General features: G+C 67.4%; 14 protein-coding genes and 1 tRNA gene. 12 read left to right on the top strand and 3 right to left on the bottom strand.

Annotated elements, in window-relative coordinates; translation table 11 throughout:
* Window positions 1-33: 33 nt before the first annotated feature.
* The 3 genes from PSQ40_RS07550 to PSQ40_RS07540 all read left to right on the top strand — a co-directional run bounded on the left by PSQ40_RS07550 (window position 34) and on the right by PSQ40_RS07540 (window position 3,007).
* A complete protein-coding gene (locus tag PSQ40_RS07550) occupies window positions 34-1,041 on the top strand; it encodes a Bug family tripartite tricarboxylate transporter substrate binding protein (protein WP_273950250.1) in 1,008 nt (335 codons plus the stop codon).
* 82 nt (window positions 1,042-1,123) lie between these two features.
* On the top strand, window positions 1,124-1,885 hold the full coding sequence (locus PSQ40_RS07545; protein WP_273950247.1) for a hypothetical protein: 762 nt from the start codon (window positions 1,124-1,126) through the stop codon (window positions 1,883-1,885).
* A 144-nt stretch (window positions 1,886-2,029) separates the two neighbouring features.
* Window positions 2,030-3,007 carry a GMP reductase gene (locus tag PSQ40_RS07540; protein WP_273950244.1) on the top strand — a complete coding sequence of 326 codons (978 nt, stop codon included), beginning with the start codon at window positions 2,030-2,032 and terminating at the stop codon, window positions 3,005-3,007.
* A 208-nt stretch (window positions 3,008-3,215) separates the two neighbouring features.
* Here PSQ40_RS07540 and PSQ40_RS07535 read toward each other — a convergent pair whose 3' ends face one another.
* Window positions 3,216-3,551, bottom strand: coding sequence for a nuclear transport factor 2 family protein (locus PSQ40_RS07535; protein WP_273950242.1), 336 nt, complete (start codon window positions 3,549-3,551; stop codon window positions 3,216-3,218).
* 100 nt (window positions 3,552-3,651) lie between these two features.
* On the opposite strand from PSQ40_RS07535, the gene PSQ40_RS07530 reads away from it, so the two are divergent.
* The gene (locus tag PSQ40_RS07530) at window positions 3,652-4,581 is read left to right on the top strand and encodes a LysR family transcriptional regulator (RefSeq protein WP_273950240.1); all 930 of its coding nucleotides are present in this window, start codon (window positions 3,652-3,654) and stop codon (window positions 4,579-4,581) included.
* 78 nt (window positions 4,582-4,659) lie between these two features.
* On the opposite strand, the gene PSQ40_RS07525 is transcribed toward PSQ40_RS07530, so the two are convergent.
* Window positions 4,660-5,553 carry a LysR family transcriptional regulator gene (locus PSQ40_RS07525; RefSeq protein ID WP_273950238.1) on the bottom strand — a complete coding sequence of 298 codons (894 nt, stop codon included), beginning with the start codon at window positions 5,551-5,553 and terminating at the stop codon, window positions 4,660-4,662.
* Between the two features lie 97 nt (window positions 5,554-5,650).
* On the opposite strand from PSQ40_RS07525, the gene PSQ40_RS07520 reads away from it, so the two are divergent.
* Genes PSQ40_RS07520 through PSQ40_RS07505 form a run of 4 tightly spaced genes read left to right on the top strand, consistent with a single transcriptional unit; the run spans window position 5,651 to window position 10,957 of the window.
* Window positions 5,651-7,219, top strand: a complete 1,569-nt coding sequence (locus tag PSQ40_RS07520) for an AMP-binding protein (RefSeq protein WP_273950236.1) — start codon at window positions 5,651-5,653, stop codon at window positions 7,217-7,219.
* A 12-nt stretch (window positions 7,220-7,231) separates the two neighbouring features.
* Complete coding sequence (locus PSQ40_RS07515) at window positions 7,232-8,455, top strand: acyl-CoA dehydrogenase family protein (protein WP_273950234.1); 1,224 nt, start codon at window positions 7,232-7,234, stop codon at window positions 8,453-8,455.
* A gap of 55 nt (window positions 8,456-8,510) precedes the next feature.
* Window positions 8,511-9,473: a tripartite tricarboxylate transporter substrate binding protein gene (locus PSQ40_RS07510; protein ID WP_273950232.1), complete on the top strand. Its 963-nt coding sequence runs from the start codon at window positions 8,511-8,513 to the stop codon at window positions 9,471-9,473.
* A gap of 11 nt (window positions 9,474-9,484) precedes the next feature.
* A complete protein-coding gene (locus PSQ40_RS07505) occupies window positions 9,485-10,957 on the top strand; it encodes a DUF1254 domain-containing protein (RefSeq protein ID WP_273950230.1) in 1,473 nt (490 codons plus the stop codon).
* A 69-nt stretch (window positions 10,958-11,026) separates the two neighbouring features.
* Here PSQ40_RS07505 and PSQ40_RS07500 read toward each other — a convergent pair whose 3' ends face one another.
* Window positions 11,027-11,929 (bottom strand): alpha/beta hydrolase, encoded by a 903-nt coding sequence (locus PSQ40_RS07500; RefSeq protein WP_409338562.1) that lies wholly within the window; start codon window positions 11,927-11,929, stop codon window positions 11,027-11,029.
* 165 nt (window positions 11,930-12,094) lie between these two features.
* Here PSQ40_RS07500 and PSQ40_RS07495 point away from each other — a divergent pair, with 165 nt between their 5' ends.
* The 4 genes from PSQ40_RS07495 to PSQ40_RS07480 all read left to right on the top strand — a co-directional run bounded on the left by PSQ40_RS07495 (window position 12,095) and on the right by PSQ40_RS07480 (window position 15,486).
* The gene (locus tag PSQ40_RS07495; protein ID WP_273950227.1) at window positions 12,095-12,832 is read left to right on the top strand and encodes a GntR family transcriptional regulator; all 738 of its coding nucleotides are present in this window, start codon (window positions 12,095-12,097) and stop codon (window positions 12,830-12,832) included.
* A gap of 18 nt (window positions 12,833-12,850) precedes the next feature.
* On the top strand, window positions 12,851-14,194 hold the full coding sequence (locus PSQ40_RS07490) for an NAD(P)H-dependent oxidoreductase (protein ID WP_273950225.1): 1,344 nt from the start codon (window positions 12,851-12,853) through the stop codon (window positions 14,192-14,194).
* Between the two features lie 132 nt (window positions 14,195-14,326).
* Window positions 14,327-15,235 carry an NAD(P)-dependent oxidoreductase gene (locus PSQ40_RS07485; RefSeq protein ID WP_273950222.1) on the top strand — a complete coding sequence of 303 codons (909 nt, stop codon included), beginning with the start codon at window positions 14,327-14,329 and terminating at the stop codon, window positions 15,233-15,235.
* Window positions 15,236-15,410: 175 nt separating this feature from the next.
* Window positions 15,411-15,486: transfer RNA gene (locus PSQ40_RS07480), tRNA-Lys, on the top strand.
* The last annotated feature ends 144 nt before the right edge of the window (window positions 15,487-15,630 follow it).

Raw genomic sequence — 15,630 nt, 5'->3', positions numbered from 1 at the left:
AACCGTTTGACCTGAGACCGGAGAACCCCCGCCATGACCCAAGCAAGCCCCCCGATCCTGAACCGCCGCCAATGGCTGGCCGCCGGCCTAGGCGCCAGCGCCGCCCTGTCGCCCCTGGCTGGCCTGGCCCAGAGCGACAAGTACCCCTCGCGCCCGATCACCCTGGTGGTGCCCTTCCCGCCCGGGGGCTCGGTGGACGTGATGGCCCGAACCTACTCGGAGCCGCTGTCGCGCCTGCTCGGTGTGCCCATCGTGGTGGACAACCGCCCCGGGGCCGGCGGCTCGATCGGCAGCCAGTACGTGGCGCGCGCCAAGGCCGACGGCTACACCCTGGTGGTGTCCTCGCAAAGCAGCCACCTGGCCAACCCGCTGGTGCAACCCAACCTCGGCTATGACCCGATCAAGGACTTTGAGTCGATTGCCATCCTGGGTCGCCAGCCCAATGTGCTGGTGGTGCACCCCAGCGTGCCGGTGAACAACTTGGCCGAGTTCGTGGCCTATGTGAAGGCCCGCCCTGGCCAGCTGAACTTCTGCAGCGCCGGCGCCGGCAGCATGGGCCAGCTCAATGTCGAGCTGCTACAACTGACCACCGGCATCAAGGGCACGCACATCCCGTACAAGGGCGGTTCGGGCCTGATCACCGCCATCCTCAGCAACGAAGTGCAGTTTCAGCTGGACAACCTGGTGACCGTGCTGTCGCACATCCAGGCCGGCAAGCTGCGCGCGCTGGCCGTGGCCTCGCCGACCCGCGTGGCCCAGTTGCCGGACGTGCCCACCTTTGCCGAGCTGGGCCAGCCGGCCCTGAACCTGACGTCCTGGACCGGCATTGCCGCCCCGGCCAACACCCCGGCTGCCGTGGTGCAACTGCTGCACAAGAGCATCCGCGAAGTGGCGACCAGCGCCGCGATGCAAGACACGCTCAAGCAACGCGGCGTGATCGCCCCCGAGGAGATGACCCCGGCCGCATTTGAAAAAATGATGAGCGACCGCCTGGCCCTGTACGGCGACGTGGTCAAGCGCGCCAACGTCAAGCCGGAGTGATGCACCGGGGCCCAGACCCCAGCGCGCCACCGGGTCTTGAGGCTTGTGGGACGATGGGGTCTGAACTTCTCAGGCCCCGACCATGACCCCCCTCTCCTCCCGCCTCGTGCGCTGGCGCACAGCCCTGCTGGTCAGCGCCAGCCTGCTGGCCACGGTGGCCAGCGCCCAATCCCTGTGCAGCAGCGATGGGCTGCGCCCGCGCCAGGGCGTGCTCGAACGCTTCATGGGCGCCGACTGTGAGGCCTGCTGGACGGCCCCGGGCCCGCTGCCCGCGGCTGGGTCCGTGGCGGTGGACTGGATCGTGCCCTCGGCCGCGCTGGGCGACGAAGCGGCCCTGTCGGCCGCGGCCACCCGGGACAGCCTGATGCGGCTCAACGCCCTGGACTGGCCCACCGAGTTGGCCGGTCGCACCTTTGAACACCCCCAGCGCCGCGCAGCCCCGGCGCCCGTGCCCGGCCGCCTGCGGGTGGCCCACGGCGTGGCGGTGGCCGATTACCTGGGGGTATCGATCGAATGGCAGCCGCCGCAGGACCGGTCGCGCCGCGCGGCCGCCGCCACCCGCGCCCCCGGACCCTGGACCGCGTGGTTGCTGCTGGTGGAACGCCTGCCAGCCGGCACCGAAGGGTCGCCCATCGCGCGCCAGCTGGTGCGCAACAGCCTGAGCCTGGCCGGCCCCACGGCGCCCCACCGCGGCTGGAAAGAGCTGCGCACGATGCGCCTGCCCGAGGGTGCCCGGCCCGAGCGCCTGGCCCTGGTGGGCTGGCTGCAGGATGGGCAGGGACGTATGGTGGCCATAAATGAAACCGTATGCGAAAAGGCCCCCACGCCGGGGTCGAGTCGATAGAATAAGCCACCGGGCCCAAGATTCTTGCGCCCGGTTTTTTTGGGCCTGGCGGCGGGGGTTGACCCTGCGGCAGGCGGCCCGAAGCCGGTCTCAAGCCAAGCGCTCACTCGTTTTTCAACGATCCTTCTGAAGCTTGGTTTTCTCATGGAAATTTTCGACTACGACAACATCCTGTTGCTGCCACGCAAGTGCCGCGTGCAGAGCCGCGCCGAATGCGACGCCGGCGTGACCCTGGGCGGACGGCGCTTTCGCCTGCCGGTGGTGCCAGCCAACATGAAGACGGTCATCACCCAGGAACTGTGCCTGTGGATGGCGCAGCACGGCTACTTCTACGTGATGCACCGCTTTGACATCGACAACGTCCAATTCGTGCGCGAGATGCAGTCGCAAGGCAGCTTCGCCTCGATCTCGCTGGGGGTCAAAGACGCCGACTACGCGACGGTGGACACGCTGGCCGCCCTGGGCCTGGTGCCCGAGTACGTGACCATCGACATTGCCCACGGCCATGCCGACAGCGTGCAGCACATGATCGCCCACATCAAGGCCAAATTGCCCGCCACCTTTGTGATCGCAGGCAATGTGGGCACCCCCGAAGCGGTGATTGACCTGGAGAACTGGGGCGCTGACGCCACCAAGGTCGGCATCGGCCCGGGCAAGGTGTGCATCACCAAGCTCAAGACCGGCTTTGGCACCGGCGGCTGGCAGTTGTCGGCGCTCAAGTGGTGCGCCCGCGTCGCCACCAAGCCGATCATTGCCGACGGCGGCATCCGCGAGCACGGCGACATCGCCAAGAGCGTGCGCTTCGGCGCCACGATGGTGATGATCGGCTCGATGCTGGCGGGCCACGAAGAGTCGCCCGGTGCGACCGTCGAGGTCGATGGCAAGCTCTACAAGGAGTACTACGGCTCGGCCTCCGACTTCAACAAGGGCGAGTACCGCCATGTGGAAGGCAAGCGCATCCTCGAGCCCGTCAAGGGCAAATTGGCCGACACCCTGATCGAAATGGAGCAGGACGTGCAAAGCTCGATCAGCTACGCAGGCGGCACCCAGCTGATGGACATCCGCCGCGTCAACTACGTCATCCTGGGCGGAGACAACGCGGGCGAACACCTGCTGATGTGATCGCCCCCCGCGCGAGGCGCCCTAGGGTGCCTCGCGCTTTGACGGGCCGCGCACCGCCCGCGCGCCCGCCCCAGCGAATCGCCCCCAGCCCCACTCAGGGCGCCCCCCATGACCAGGGCGTCATCGCGAAGCACCGCGTGCCCCGGGGTCCCCCGGGCGCCCGCCCAATCTGCGCCCGGTGGGCGCTCTGTGGGCGCTCCATCAACGGTCACAGCGTGATCTCCAAGGACGTGATCAATCCGCCTGCCAGTTGAAAGTGGTACCGCAGGTCGACCGGGCTGCCAGGGAAGTTGCCGGTGACGCGGCTGGTGACGAGGCACCCGCCGTCCGTGGGTGCCACGGCAAAGGGCTCACTGGTGTAGCGGTACTGACTGCTGGCCTGCCGCTGCCAGGCCCGGATGGCGTCGTGGCCGACGTGGGATCGGCCCTCGTCCTTGACCAGGGCCTGGGGGCTGAAGCAGCGGACGATGGCCTCGGCACCGTCCAGTGACGGGGCGGCGGTGAAATAGGTGGCCAGCGGCTCGGGGAGGGTCAGTGCGGTCATGATGTCGAACTCCGTGGTGATGAAGCCCCGAGGATGCAAGCCATTCAGTCATCAGTGAATCACCTAGAATTTTGATGATCTATGTAGAAATGAATACAGAATGCGCGGCTCCGACTTTGCCGAACTGAAAGCCTTTGCCGCCGTGGTGGAGCGGGCCAGCTTCGCGCGGGCAGCCGCGTCGCTGGGCCTGTCGCCCTCGGCGCTGAGCCAGACCATCCGGCAACTCGAGGCCCGGCTTGGGGCCCGGTTGTTGAACCGCACCACACGCAGCGTGGCGCCCACGGCGGCGGGCGATCAGTTGTATCGCCGCATCGCCCCCTTGTTCCAGGAGATGGCGGACGCGGTGGCCGAGGCCAGTGCGACGGCCAGTCAGACCCGGGGCACCCTGCGCATCAACACCCTGGGCATGGCGGCACGGCAGCTCATCGCGCCCCGGCTGGGTCGGTTCCACCGTGCGCACCCCGAGGTGGTGCTGGACATCGTGGTGGATGACGGTCTGAGCGACATCGTGGCGGGTCGCTTTGACGCGGGCATCCGTGTCGGTGAGCGGCTGGAAAAGGACATGGTTGCCGTGCGCCTCACGCCGGACGTGAAGATGGTCGTGGTCGCGTCGCCCGACTACCTGGCGCAACACGGCACGCCACGCACACCGGCCGACCTGCACCGGCACGCCTGCCTCAACTGGCGCCTGCAGCTGGACGGTCGGGCCTACCGCTGGGAATTCGAGAAAAATGGCCAACGCCTCGAGATGGCCGTCAACGGCCCCCTGGTCACCAACCACTCGGAGGTCGGCATCGAAGCGGCCTTGCAAGGGCTGGGACTGGCCTACGCCTTTGACCGCGGGCAGGTCGACGAAGGCCTGGCCCAGGGGCGGCTGGTGCAGGTGCTGGGCGACTGGTCGGTCACGCGGCCAGGGCTGTTTCTCTACTACCCGAACCGGCGCCACCAGCAGCCCGCGCTGAGCGCCTTGATCGACTGCCTGTTGGACCGCGACGGCGCCGATCCAGCCCCGGCGGACACGCCCCTCTGACGCCCCGCCCAGGCGGGCCTGTCCGGGCCCGCCGTGTCGCCCGCAGTGGCCGGAGCGGGCACCGGCCCGAGGGGGCCATCAACGCTGGCTCACCAGGATTTCCATGAACCGTTCGGCCAAGGGCGTGGCAGGCACGGCCTGGCGCCGGAGGATGCCCACCTCGCGAGAAAAGCGGGCCTCGGCCAGTGGCAAGGGCAGGATGCGGGTCCGGGCTTCGGGGGTCAACAAAGTGTCACTCATGAGGGCGATCAGGTCGCTGCGCTCGATCAGTTCAACCAGGGGCGTGGCGGAGTTGTTGACCTCCACGGCCACCTTGGGCGGCGGCAGGCCAGCCTGCGCCAGCCGGCCTTCCACCGTGCGCCGAGCGGCCACGCTGGGACCGGGCATCAACCAGTGCGCCTCGGCCAGGTCCGACAGCTTCAGGCGCCGCTTGGCCAGCAAGGGGTGCCCCACCCGCACAACCAAGCACAAATCATCCCGCAGCAGGACCTGGGCCTGCAGGTCATCGGGCACGGTGGCGGGCAAGGCACTGAGCGTCAGCTCCACATCCCCCTGTCGCAGCGCCAGCAACAAGGCATCGTTGAGGTGGAACTGCACCTGGACCCGGGCCGCCGGGCGCTGGGCATGCAGCCTCAGAAGCGCGGGGACAAACAGGCGCTGGGTGTAGAGCGGCGACACCCCCACGCGCAACACCCCCATGGACCCCAGGTGCAAGTCCGCCGCTTCCTTGATGGCTTCTGCCAGGCCGCTGCGCAGGCCCTTGGTGCGCTCGTGGAACCGCTCGGCCACGGGGGTCAGCGCCATGCCACGCCGGCTGCGGTTGAACAAGGCAAAGCCCAGTTCACGCTCCAAGCGCTGAATGCCCTTGGTCAGCGCCGGTTGGGACACCCCCAACGCCGCGGCGGCGCTCCTGACCTGACCGTGCTTCGCCACGGCCAGAAAGTAATCCAGATCATCGAGCGATAGAGCCATGGTTTGAATGCTTTGAACGGTTCAAGAATAACCAAATGTTATCAATCCCGGCGACTCCAGCATCCTAAACAGCGCACGGGCTGCCTACAGTGCGTCCATGAACTTTGGCACCTTCCTCCAACGCAGTGCACGGTTCTGGCCCGACAAGCCAGCCGTGTTGTTCCGTGACCAGGTCCTGACCTACCAGGCCTTGGAAGCCCGCTCCAACCAATTGGCCCACGCGCTGGCGGCCTTGGGCCTGAAGCGTGGCGACCGGGTGGCCATCGTGTCGCCGAACCGCCCCGAGATCGTGGAGTTTGAATGTGCGCTCTACAAACTGGGCCTGGTGAAAGTGGCGCTCAACGCGCGTCTGGCCCCCAGCGAATTGGCCGATGCCCTGAGCAATGCGGAACCGGTGGCGGTTGCCGCCGGGCCCGAACACCGGCGCATGGTCCAGGCGGCCGTTGCTGACCTGAACGGTCTGCAACACCACATCGGGTTTGACGTCGACCCTGCACAGGAGCCCGACTGGATCGACTACGAAGCCCTGTTGGCCCCCCACAGCACGGCCCACCGCGCCATCGACCTGCAGCCCCAGGACCTGGCGGTGCTGCACTTCACCTCGGGCTCGACGGGCAAGCTGAAGGCGGCCATGCAAACCGTGGGCAACCGCCGTGCGTCACTGCGCAAGATCATCCTGGGTCGCATGCATGCCGGCCCGGGCGATGTGCTGGCCCTGTGTGGCCCCATCACCCACGCCAGCGGCATGTTCATTCAGCCGATGCTGTTCCAGGGTGCGGCCATTTTGCTGATGGAGCGCTTTCACCCCGCCGAGATGCTGGAGGCCATCGAAAAGCACCGGGTGAGCATTTGCTTCTTTGTGCCCGCCATGATCCACGCCTTGCTGGCCGAACCCAGCCTCCGCACCCGGGACCTGTCCAGCCTGCGGCTGGTGAGCTATGGCGCGGCCCCCATGTCGCCGTCGCGCATCCGGGAGGCCTGGCAGGCCTTTGGCCCGGTCCTGGCGCAGGGCTATGGGGCCGCAGAAACCACCGGCGGCGTCATCACCCTGACCACGGAAGACCACCAACGCGCGATGAGCGGCGAGCGCCCCGAGTTGCTGGCCTCCTGCGGACGCCCGGCGGGCGAGAGCGACGTGCAGGTGCTGAACGACGCAGGCCAGGCCGTGCAGGGGGACGAGGTGGGCGAGATCTGCGTGCGCGGCGACGATGTGTTCGCGGGCTACTGGCGGGCCGACGAACTCGCGGCCCAGGCCATCGACGCCCAAGGCTGGCTGCGCACCGGCGACCTGGCCCGTGTGGACCACGAAGGCTATGTGTTCATCGTCGACCGCAAGAAGGAAATGCTGGTGTCGGGGGGCTTCAATGTCTACCCCAGCGAGGTGGAGGCGGTGCTGGCCCAACACCCCAGCGTGTACGAGGTGTGTGTGATCGGCGTGCCCGATGAGCACTGGGGTGAAGCCGTGAAGGCGGTGGTGGTGCTGCGCGCAGGACAGCAGGCCAGCGCCGAAGACATGATGGACTTTTGCCGCAGCCGCCTGGCGGATTTCAAGCGCCCACGTTCGGTGGACTTTGTCGACCAGCTGCCGAAAAACAGCAACGGCAAGCTGTCGCGCAAAGACGTGCGCGAGCCCTATTGGCACGGCCGTGAGCGCCGAGTGAACTGAACAGGACAGGCCATGACCTCCCCATCACCCACCCCCTCCGCCACGGCGGTCCCCAACGGCTTCGAGGGCTCGGCCCAGGCCGCTGAGTTCATCCAACGCGTCACGGCGTTCCTGAACGGCGAGCTGGCGGACCTGGCGCAAGCCCACGGCACGCACGAAGACCACAGTCCCAGCCGAGCGCTGCTGCAGCAGGTTTGGCGGCGCTCTCACGAGTTGGGCTTCTACGGCATGACCCTGCCCCAACCCCTGGGCGGCGCGGGCTTCAGCGTGCTGGACCATGTGCTGATCAAAGAGGCCATCTATGCCACCGGCTCGCCCTTTGCACCGCATGTGCTGGGCGAGTTGTCGGGCCCCCCCCGGCTGGGCGCGCTGATCAAGCAGGCCACGCCCGAGCAGATGCAGCGCATCATCTTGCCGGTGGCCCGTGCCGAGAAAGCCATTTGCTTTGCCATCACGGAGCCCGAGGCGGGCTCGGATGCGGGGGCGGTGCAAACCCAGGCGGTGCTCGATGGCGATCATTGGGTGCTCAACGGCACCAAGCGCTTCATTTCCGGTTCACCCTTTTGCGATGTGGCCGTCATCATCGCGTCCACGTCCGAGGACCCCCGGCAACGCGAAACCTCGGCCTTCCTGGTCGAGCGCGAGCGGGCCGGCTTTCACATCGAAGGCGGATACAAGACCATGGCGGGTCAGTCGCACACGGCCAACATCGTGCTGACCGATTGCCGCATCCCCGCCACCAACCTGATCGGCGAACGTGGCAAAGGGCTGGGCCTGGCGCTCGGGCGCATCAGCGTGAACCGTTTGCTGCATTGCCCCGCCATGGTGGGGCTGGCCCGGGTCGCGCTGGAAGACGCCAAAGCCCATGCCCTGCGACGGCGCCAGTTCGGTCAACCGATTGCGGGGTTCCAGGCGATTCAGCACCAGTTGGCCGACATGGCCACCGAACTGGCCGCCGCCCGTGCCCTGATGCTCTGGACGGCACGCAGCCTGGACGCCGGCGCCGACCCACGCGCCGAAACCGCGATGGCCAAACTGTTTTGTTCGGAGACCGCCTTCCGGGTGGCCGATCGGGCGGTGCAGGTGCTGGGGGGCGAGGGGATTGTCCAAGGCAGCCGGGTGGAGTTTCTGTTCCGCGTGCTGCGCATGTACCGCATCCTCACCGGCACCAGCGAGATCCAGCGCAACACCATCGCGAAAGAGCTTCTGAACCCCAGCAACGTGACCGGACGTTGACGCATTGAACCCGCGTGCCAACCGCACGCTACCCCCCCACAATCAGAGACAAGCCATGCCGATACTGACCCGTCGAAACCTGCTGGGCCTGGCCTTGCTGGCCAGCGCGACCGCCCAAGCGCAAGACTACCCGACCCGCCCGATCAAATGGATCGTGCCCTACCTGGCCGGCACCTCGCCCGACCTGACCACACGCCTCGTGGGCGAGGTCATGAGCGACCTCCTGAAGCAGCCCATCGTGGTGGAAAACAAGGCAGGGGTGGCGGGCAACCTGGGCGCCATGGCCGCAGCGAAATCAGCACCCGACGGCTACACCTGGGTGTACTCGGGCTCGCCCATGGCCAACAGCATGCGCATGTACCGCAAGCCCGGTTTTGATGCCTTCAAGGACTTTGTGCACATCGGCCGCATCGGGACCTCCGAGCTGACGGTGGTCACCAGCCCGGCGACGGGCATCCAATCGGTGCAGGACCTGTTGGATCGCGCACGCAAAAGCCCCGGCACGCTGACCTACGCCTCGGGCGGCATCGGGTCGCCGGCCCACATGGCCAGTGAGTTGCTGCTGCAGACGGCCAAAGCAGGGGCGCTTCATGTCCCCTACAAAGGGGCGTCCGAGTCGGTGAATGCGGTCATGGGCAAGCAAGTGGACTTCGCCGTGACGGTGACCTCGGTGTCCTTGCCCCACGTGAAGTCGGGCAAGCTGGCGCCGCTGGCGGTGACGGGCAGCGCACGCAACCCCCTGATGCCCGGCGTGCCCACCCTGACCGAGTCGGGGGTGGGCGTGACGCTGACCTCCTTTGGGGGCCTGTCGGTGCCGGCGGGCACACCGCGCGCCATCACGCAACGCATTGGCGAGGCCCTTCAACAGGCGCTCGCCCGGCCGGAGCTGATCCACAAACTGGAGAGCCTGGGCGGCCGTGTCACCCCCAGCACCCCGCAGGACTACCTGGACGCCTTGCGCGCCGAGGTGGACCAGACGGAGCAGATGATGAAGTTCGCCAAGGTGGAAGCCCAATGAAGGCGCAGACCATGGACCGCCGATCTGTTCTCACCCGCTCACTGGCCACCGCCGGTGTGCTGTTGGCGCAAGGTCACCACGCCCATGCCAACCCCGGCACACCGCCCCACACCGGTGCGCCGCGCCAGGACATCGACCTCCTCAAGGGCCAGGAAACCGAGGGCATGGACCCCACGGAACTGCATGCCTATTCACTGGGCCTGCAGGCCTACCAATACGGCTGGCCGCTGATCTATTTCGCGACCCTGCGCACGCGCTGGACACTGGACCCGCAGGGCGTGAGACGACCACTCAACTCGTGGATCCAAACCCGCGAATTCGTGGCCACCTCCCACTACCGCAATGGCGGTTCGTTCAACACCGACACGGTGTACACATCGGCCTTCATTGACTTGCGCCAAGGGCCGGTCGTGCTGTCGCTGACGGACCCCGGCCCGCGCTACTTCTCGGTGCAGATCTCTGACCTCTACACCAACAACCTGGCCTACATCAGCCAGAGAGCCGGTGGCCCGTTGTGGGGCGACTTCGTGCTGGTCCCCCCCGGTTGGCAAGGGACCCTGCCCGAGGGGCGGTTCCAGCGGGTGTTGCAGGTGCCCCAGCACTGGCTGTTTGTGCTGGTGCGCATGCGCATCGACCAAGACGACCCCGCGGAGGTGGCGCAGGCCAAGGCCCTCTATGCCCGCAACCGCATCACCCCGCTGGGCGACTTCCTGGCCGGGCGCGAGTTTGTGGCGTCGGACCACCAGGTGTTCGATGTCAATCGACTGGCTCAGAACCCGCTGCGGGCGTTCGCCACCCTCAACCACATGCTGACCGAGAACCCACCCGACGCTGACGACGCGGCCTTGCTGCAGGCGTTTCGCACCATCGGTGTCGGCCCCGGGCTGGACCTGTCGGCCAACCCGGCCACGGTCAACCGAGGCCTGGCCCGCGCCGCGCGCGATGGTTTGCGCACCTTGCGCGCGCATGTGGAGAGGCCATGGGCACGCGCGGTCAACGGGTGGTATTACTTCCCGACCCACATCGGCCAGGCCAAAACCAACGACTACCTGATGCGCTCCGCATGGCAGTCGCTGTGGGGCATCGTGGCGCATCCCCCACACGAATGCACCTACCTGTGGGCGTCGGTGGACCAGCACGGCGAGCGGCTCAACAGCCGCCGCCGTTACGAACTGGTGATGCGCCCGACCGACGTGCCCCGGGTCGAAGCGTTCTGGTCGTTCACGCTGTACCAGGACTTCAACTTGGTGCCCAACGAGATCAACCGCTGGGCCATCCGCGAGAACACCCGCGGGCTGCAGCGGGAAGCCGACGGCACGCTGCGCATCGCCATCCAGGCCCAACGCCCCGCGGACGCGCTGGTGAGCAACTGGCTGCCCGCCCCCAAGGAAGGCAATTTCAACCTGACCATGCGCAACTACATGCCGTCGGCCGAGATCGTGGCGCAGCGCTACGACCCGCCAGCGCTCAGGCGGGTGGGTTGACCGCCGGCCACGGACGGCGCCCCCCACAGGCGGGCTGACAGGGCCGGGGCGCGCCAGCCACCAGCGCCTTCAGGCGGGGCGCTGCAACAACTGCCCGGCCAGTTGATTCAGGCGGTGACCGGGCTGCACCAGCGCATCGAGCACGCTGAAGTGGTTCAAGCCAGGCAGGGTTTCACACACCGGCACCACGCGGCGCCCCCAGGCACGGCGGATCAGCTGGTTGTGGCGCTTGAATTCCGAACTCTCATCGCCGCCCTCCACCGCGTACAGGGTGCCTTGCGCCGGCGCCACCTGCCAGGCCGGGCTGACCCGCGCCACCTGCTCAGGCGTCAGGCGCAACGCGTCGCGCAGCGAGGGGGTGTGCATGAGGGGCTCCAGGTCAAACAGCCCCGACACCGACAAGGCCTGGCGCAGCAGGTTCGGCGGCAAGTCTGCCCCCACCTGGGTCCAGCGGGTGTTCAGCAACTGGGCCGCCAGGTGCCCGCCCGCCGAGTGCCCCACCACGGTGATGCGCGACGGGTCGCCGCCCCACTGCGCGATGTGGCGCCAGGTCCAGGCCAGGGCCCGCACCATCTGCAAGGCGATGTCGGGCACGGTCACGGCCGGACAGAGGTCGTAATTGGGCACCACCACGCACACGCCCTGACGCGTGAAGGCCGGGGCGACAAAGGAATGGTCTGCCTTGTCGAGCGAACGCCAGTAGCCACCATGGATGAACACCAACACGGGCGCCCGTGCGTCCGGCGCGGCCCCGGGGACGGCGGGGAACACATCGAGCGTTTCCTGGGGACCGGGCCCAAAGCGCTGGTCCAGCGCCACCGGCCCGGTGCGGGCCTGCTGCGACGCCGCCGCCCAGCGCGCCAAGTACGCACCGTGCTCAGGCACCCGGCGGCGGTTGTTGTACATGAGGTCCAGCCAATCGGGATCAAAACGGGCCAACAAAGCGGCGGCAGAGGGGCGAGCAGGGGCCATGGGGTCTCCAAAAAAGGCCTGAGAGGGCGACAGTGAGCCCGGGGTGGATCAAGCAGGTCGACGCTGCGGCATCTTGGCACGGACCCGGACCCAGCCCAAGCGCCGCCGAGCTGCGGACAAACCCTGATGAAGCCCTTTGAACATTTTTGTATTCTGTATACAGACATGAACCAACGTCCTTCCGCCTCAGCACTGAGCCCTTTGTCCAGCGCGCCCGATCTGGTGGACCAGGTCTACCGGCGCTTGCAGGACGCCATCGCCAGCGGGGCATTGGCGCCCAGCCAACGCGTGACCCAGGAAGAACTGGCGACGCGCCTGGTGGTCTCGCGCCAGCCGGTGCTGCAGGCCTTGCGCATGCTCAAACGCGATGGCCTGTTGCTCGATGCCCCAGGCCGAGGGCTGTTGGTCGCACCGCTCGATGTGGAGCGCATCGGTCAGGTCTACGAGGTGCGCCAGGCCCTCGACGGCCTGGCCGTGCGCCTGGCCGCCCAGCGCCATGCCCAACTGCCCGAAGCGGTGTTCAGCCAGGGACGCAAGGCGTTTGCCAGTGGCGACATCGCCGCCATGATCGAGGCCGACATGGCCTTCCACATGGCCCTCTACGACGCCTCGGGCAACCCGCTGATCGCCAGCAGTGCGGCCTTGCATTGGCAGCACCTGCGCCGGGCCATGGGCGTGGTGCTGCGCAGCAGCACCATCCACGAAACGGTGTGTGACGAACACGAGGCCATGGCGGCGGCCATCGCCCAGGGCCAGGCGGAAACCGCGCTCGCCCTGGTCTACCAACACAGCCAGCGGGCGCGGGAAAACATCACCGCCCGCCTGAGCCGGCTGCTGCAACCGGCCACGCCGCCACTGCCGCCGCTGCCGCCGCTACCCCCCTTGCCCACAACCCCCCCTTGATCACCCGGAGACCCCCTGATGAGCCTGCACGCCCAGTTGCTGCAACGCGCCGCCGAACAGCGCCCGATCCGCATTGCCTTGATCGGTGCGGGCAAGTTTGGCTCCATGTACCTGGCCCAGGTGCCGCGCACGCCCGGGGTGCACCTGGCGGCCATCGCGGACCTGTCGCCGGACCAGGCGCGCAACAACCTGGCCCGTGTGGGCTGGTCGGCCGAACAGGCGCAAGCCAGCAGCCTAGACCAGGCCCTGCAGACCGGCCAGACCTGGCTGACCGACGACTGGCAGGCCGTGGTGCGCCACCCCGCGATCGACGTGGTGGTGGAATGCACCGGCCACCCGATCGCCGCGGTCGAACACTGCCTGGACGCTTTCGCGCACGGCAAGCATGTGGTCAACGTGACGGTCGAGGCCGACGCCTTTTGCGGCCCCCTGCTGGCGCGCCGCGCCGCCGAAGCCGGCGTGGTGTATTCCATGGCGTTTGGCGACCAACCGGCCCTGATTTGCGACCTGGTGGATTGGGCCCGCACCTGCGGCTTCCCGGTGGTGGCGGCAGGGCGCGGCCACAAGTGGTTGCCGCACTTCAGCGAATCGACACCGGAGACCGTCTGGGGCTACTACGGCCTGACGCCCGAGCAAGCGCAGCGCGGAGGCCTCAACCCCAAGATGTTCAACAGCTTCCTGGATGGCTCCAAGCCGGCCATCGAAAGCAGCGCCGTGGCGAATGCCACGGGCCTGGGCGTGCCCAGCAACGGCCTGCTCTACCCACCGGCCAGCATTGAAGACATCCCCTTCGTGACCCGCCCGCGCAGCGAAGGCGGGGTGCTGGAGCGCAAGGGCATGGTCGAAGTGATCTCCTCGCTGGAGACCGACGGCCGCCGCATCCCCTATGACATCCGCATGGGCGTGTGGGTCACCGTGGAGGCCGAGACCGACTACATCAAGCACTGCTTTGAGGAATACAACGCCCACACCGACCCCAGCGGCCGCTATTTCACGCTCTACAAGCGCTGGCACCTGATTGGGCTCGAGGTCGGCATGAGCGTGGCCAGCGTGGCGCTGCGCCGTGAGGCCACGGGCGTGGCCACCGGCTGGCACGCTGACGTGGTGGCCACCGCCAAGCGTGACCTGCGCCCCGGCGACCTGCTCGACGGCGAGGGTGGCTACACCGTCTGGGGCAAGCTGCTGCCGGCCGAGACCTCGCGTCGCCTCGGCGGCCTGCCCCTGGGCCTGGCCCACCAGGTCAAAGTCATCCGTCCGGTGGCCAAAGGCCAATGCCTGAGTTGGGACGACGTCGCCATGGACACCCAAACCCCGGCCTGGCTCACGCGCCGCGCCATGGAAGACCTGTTTGGCATGCCCTGAAAGCCCCAAGGGACGACAGCCCACTGACAGACTGCCCCAGCCACACTGCGCCATCATGGACGCCTGTCCGACACCTTGTGATGTTCTCTGGGGCCGCGCTGCGTGGGCCCCGCTTTTTTGCTTTTGCCGACCATGACGACCGACGCCTTGCCCACCCCTACCGCCCCCCTGAAAACCATCGCCGTGCTGGGCATCGGCTTCATGGGCTTCCCCATCGCGCGCCGCCTGTGCGAAGCCGGTTTCACCGTGCACGCCTGGAACCGCAGTCCAGGCAAGGCCGAACGCCTGAGCCCCTTGGGCGCCACCATCCACACCCGGCCAGGCGACGCCGTGCGGGAGGCCGATCTGGTGATCAGCCTGCTGGAGAACGGCGCGGTGGTCGGCGACGTGCTGTTCCAGCAAGGTGCCGCCGCCGCCATGCGCCCGGGCACCCTGGTGATGGACATGGCCAGCATCAAGCCGGCCGAAGCCCGCGACCATGCGGCGCGGCTCAGCGAGCGCGGCGTGGCCCACCTCGACGCGCCGGTCTCGGGCGGCACGGTGGGGGCCGAGCAAGGCACGCTGGCCATCATGGCTGGCGGCCGGGCCGCCGACTTTGAGCGCGCCTTGCCAGCACTGCAGGTGCTGGGCCGGGCCACCCATGTTGGCCCGCACGGCGCAGGCCAACTGGCCAAACTGGCGAACCAGATGATCGTGGGCATCACCATCGGGGCCGTCGCCGAAGCCTTGCTGTTCGCGGCCAAGGGCGGCGCCGACATGGCCAAGGTGCGCGAGGCGATTGGCGGTGGTTTTGCCGAAAGCCGCATCCTGCAACTGCACGGCCAGCGCATGGTGGAACGCGACTTCGCGCCACGGGCGCGCATGTCGGTGCAACTGAAGGACATGCGCAATGCGCTGGACACCGCCGCCGACATTGGCTTTGACGCCCCCGTCACCGCCTTGTTCGAGTCCCTGTACGCCAGTGGCATTGAGCATGGCCTGACCGACCTGGACCACTCGGGCCTGTTCGTCGAGCTGGCCAGCCGCAACGGCATGAGCTGAAGCGCCCTGGCGCAAGCCAAGCCGGCAGGCGACGGGACTGGGGGCCAGGGACTCAAATCTGAATCAAACTCAGATTTTTGAAAAATTTTCCGGGAACTTGCTACAAGCCCAATTTCTTGTGCATAATAGCGGTCTTGCTGCAGCGCACTTAGCAAAGCAGCAAGAAACAAAGAGTGGGTTCTTAGCTCAGTTGGTAGAGCAGCGGACTCTTAATCCGTAGGTCGAGTGTTCGAGTCACTCAGGACCCACCACTCACAAGCCTTATAGGCACTACAAAGCCCGCTACGGAAACGCTAGCGGGCTTTGTTCATTTCGGGATCGAAATGAGACACTTTATGAGACGCGTCTCATATCCAGCGTTTTGGCCGGCCAAGACCCCACCACCCGCTAGATGC

Origin of the sequence: Curvibacter cyanobacteriorum (genome assembly GCF_028649475.1) — a bacterium.
Taxonomy (GTDB): domain Bacteria; phylum Pseudomonadota; class Gammaproteobacteria; order Burkholderiales; family Burkholderiaceae_C; genus Curvibacter; species Curvibacter cyanobacteriorum.
The sequence above is the reverse complement of the archived record's forward strand: the minus strand, read 5'-3'. Positions and strand labels throughout refer to the sequence as shown.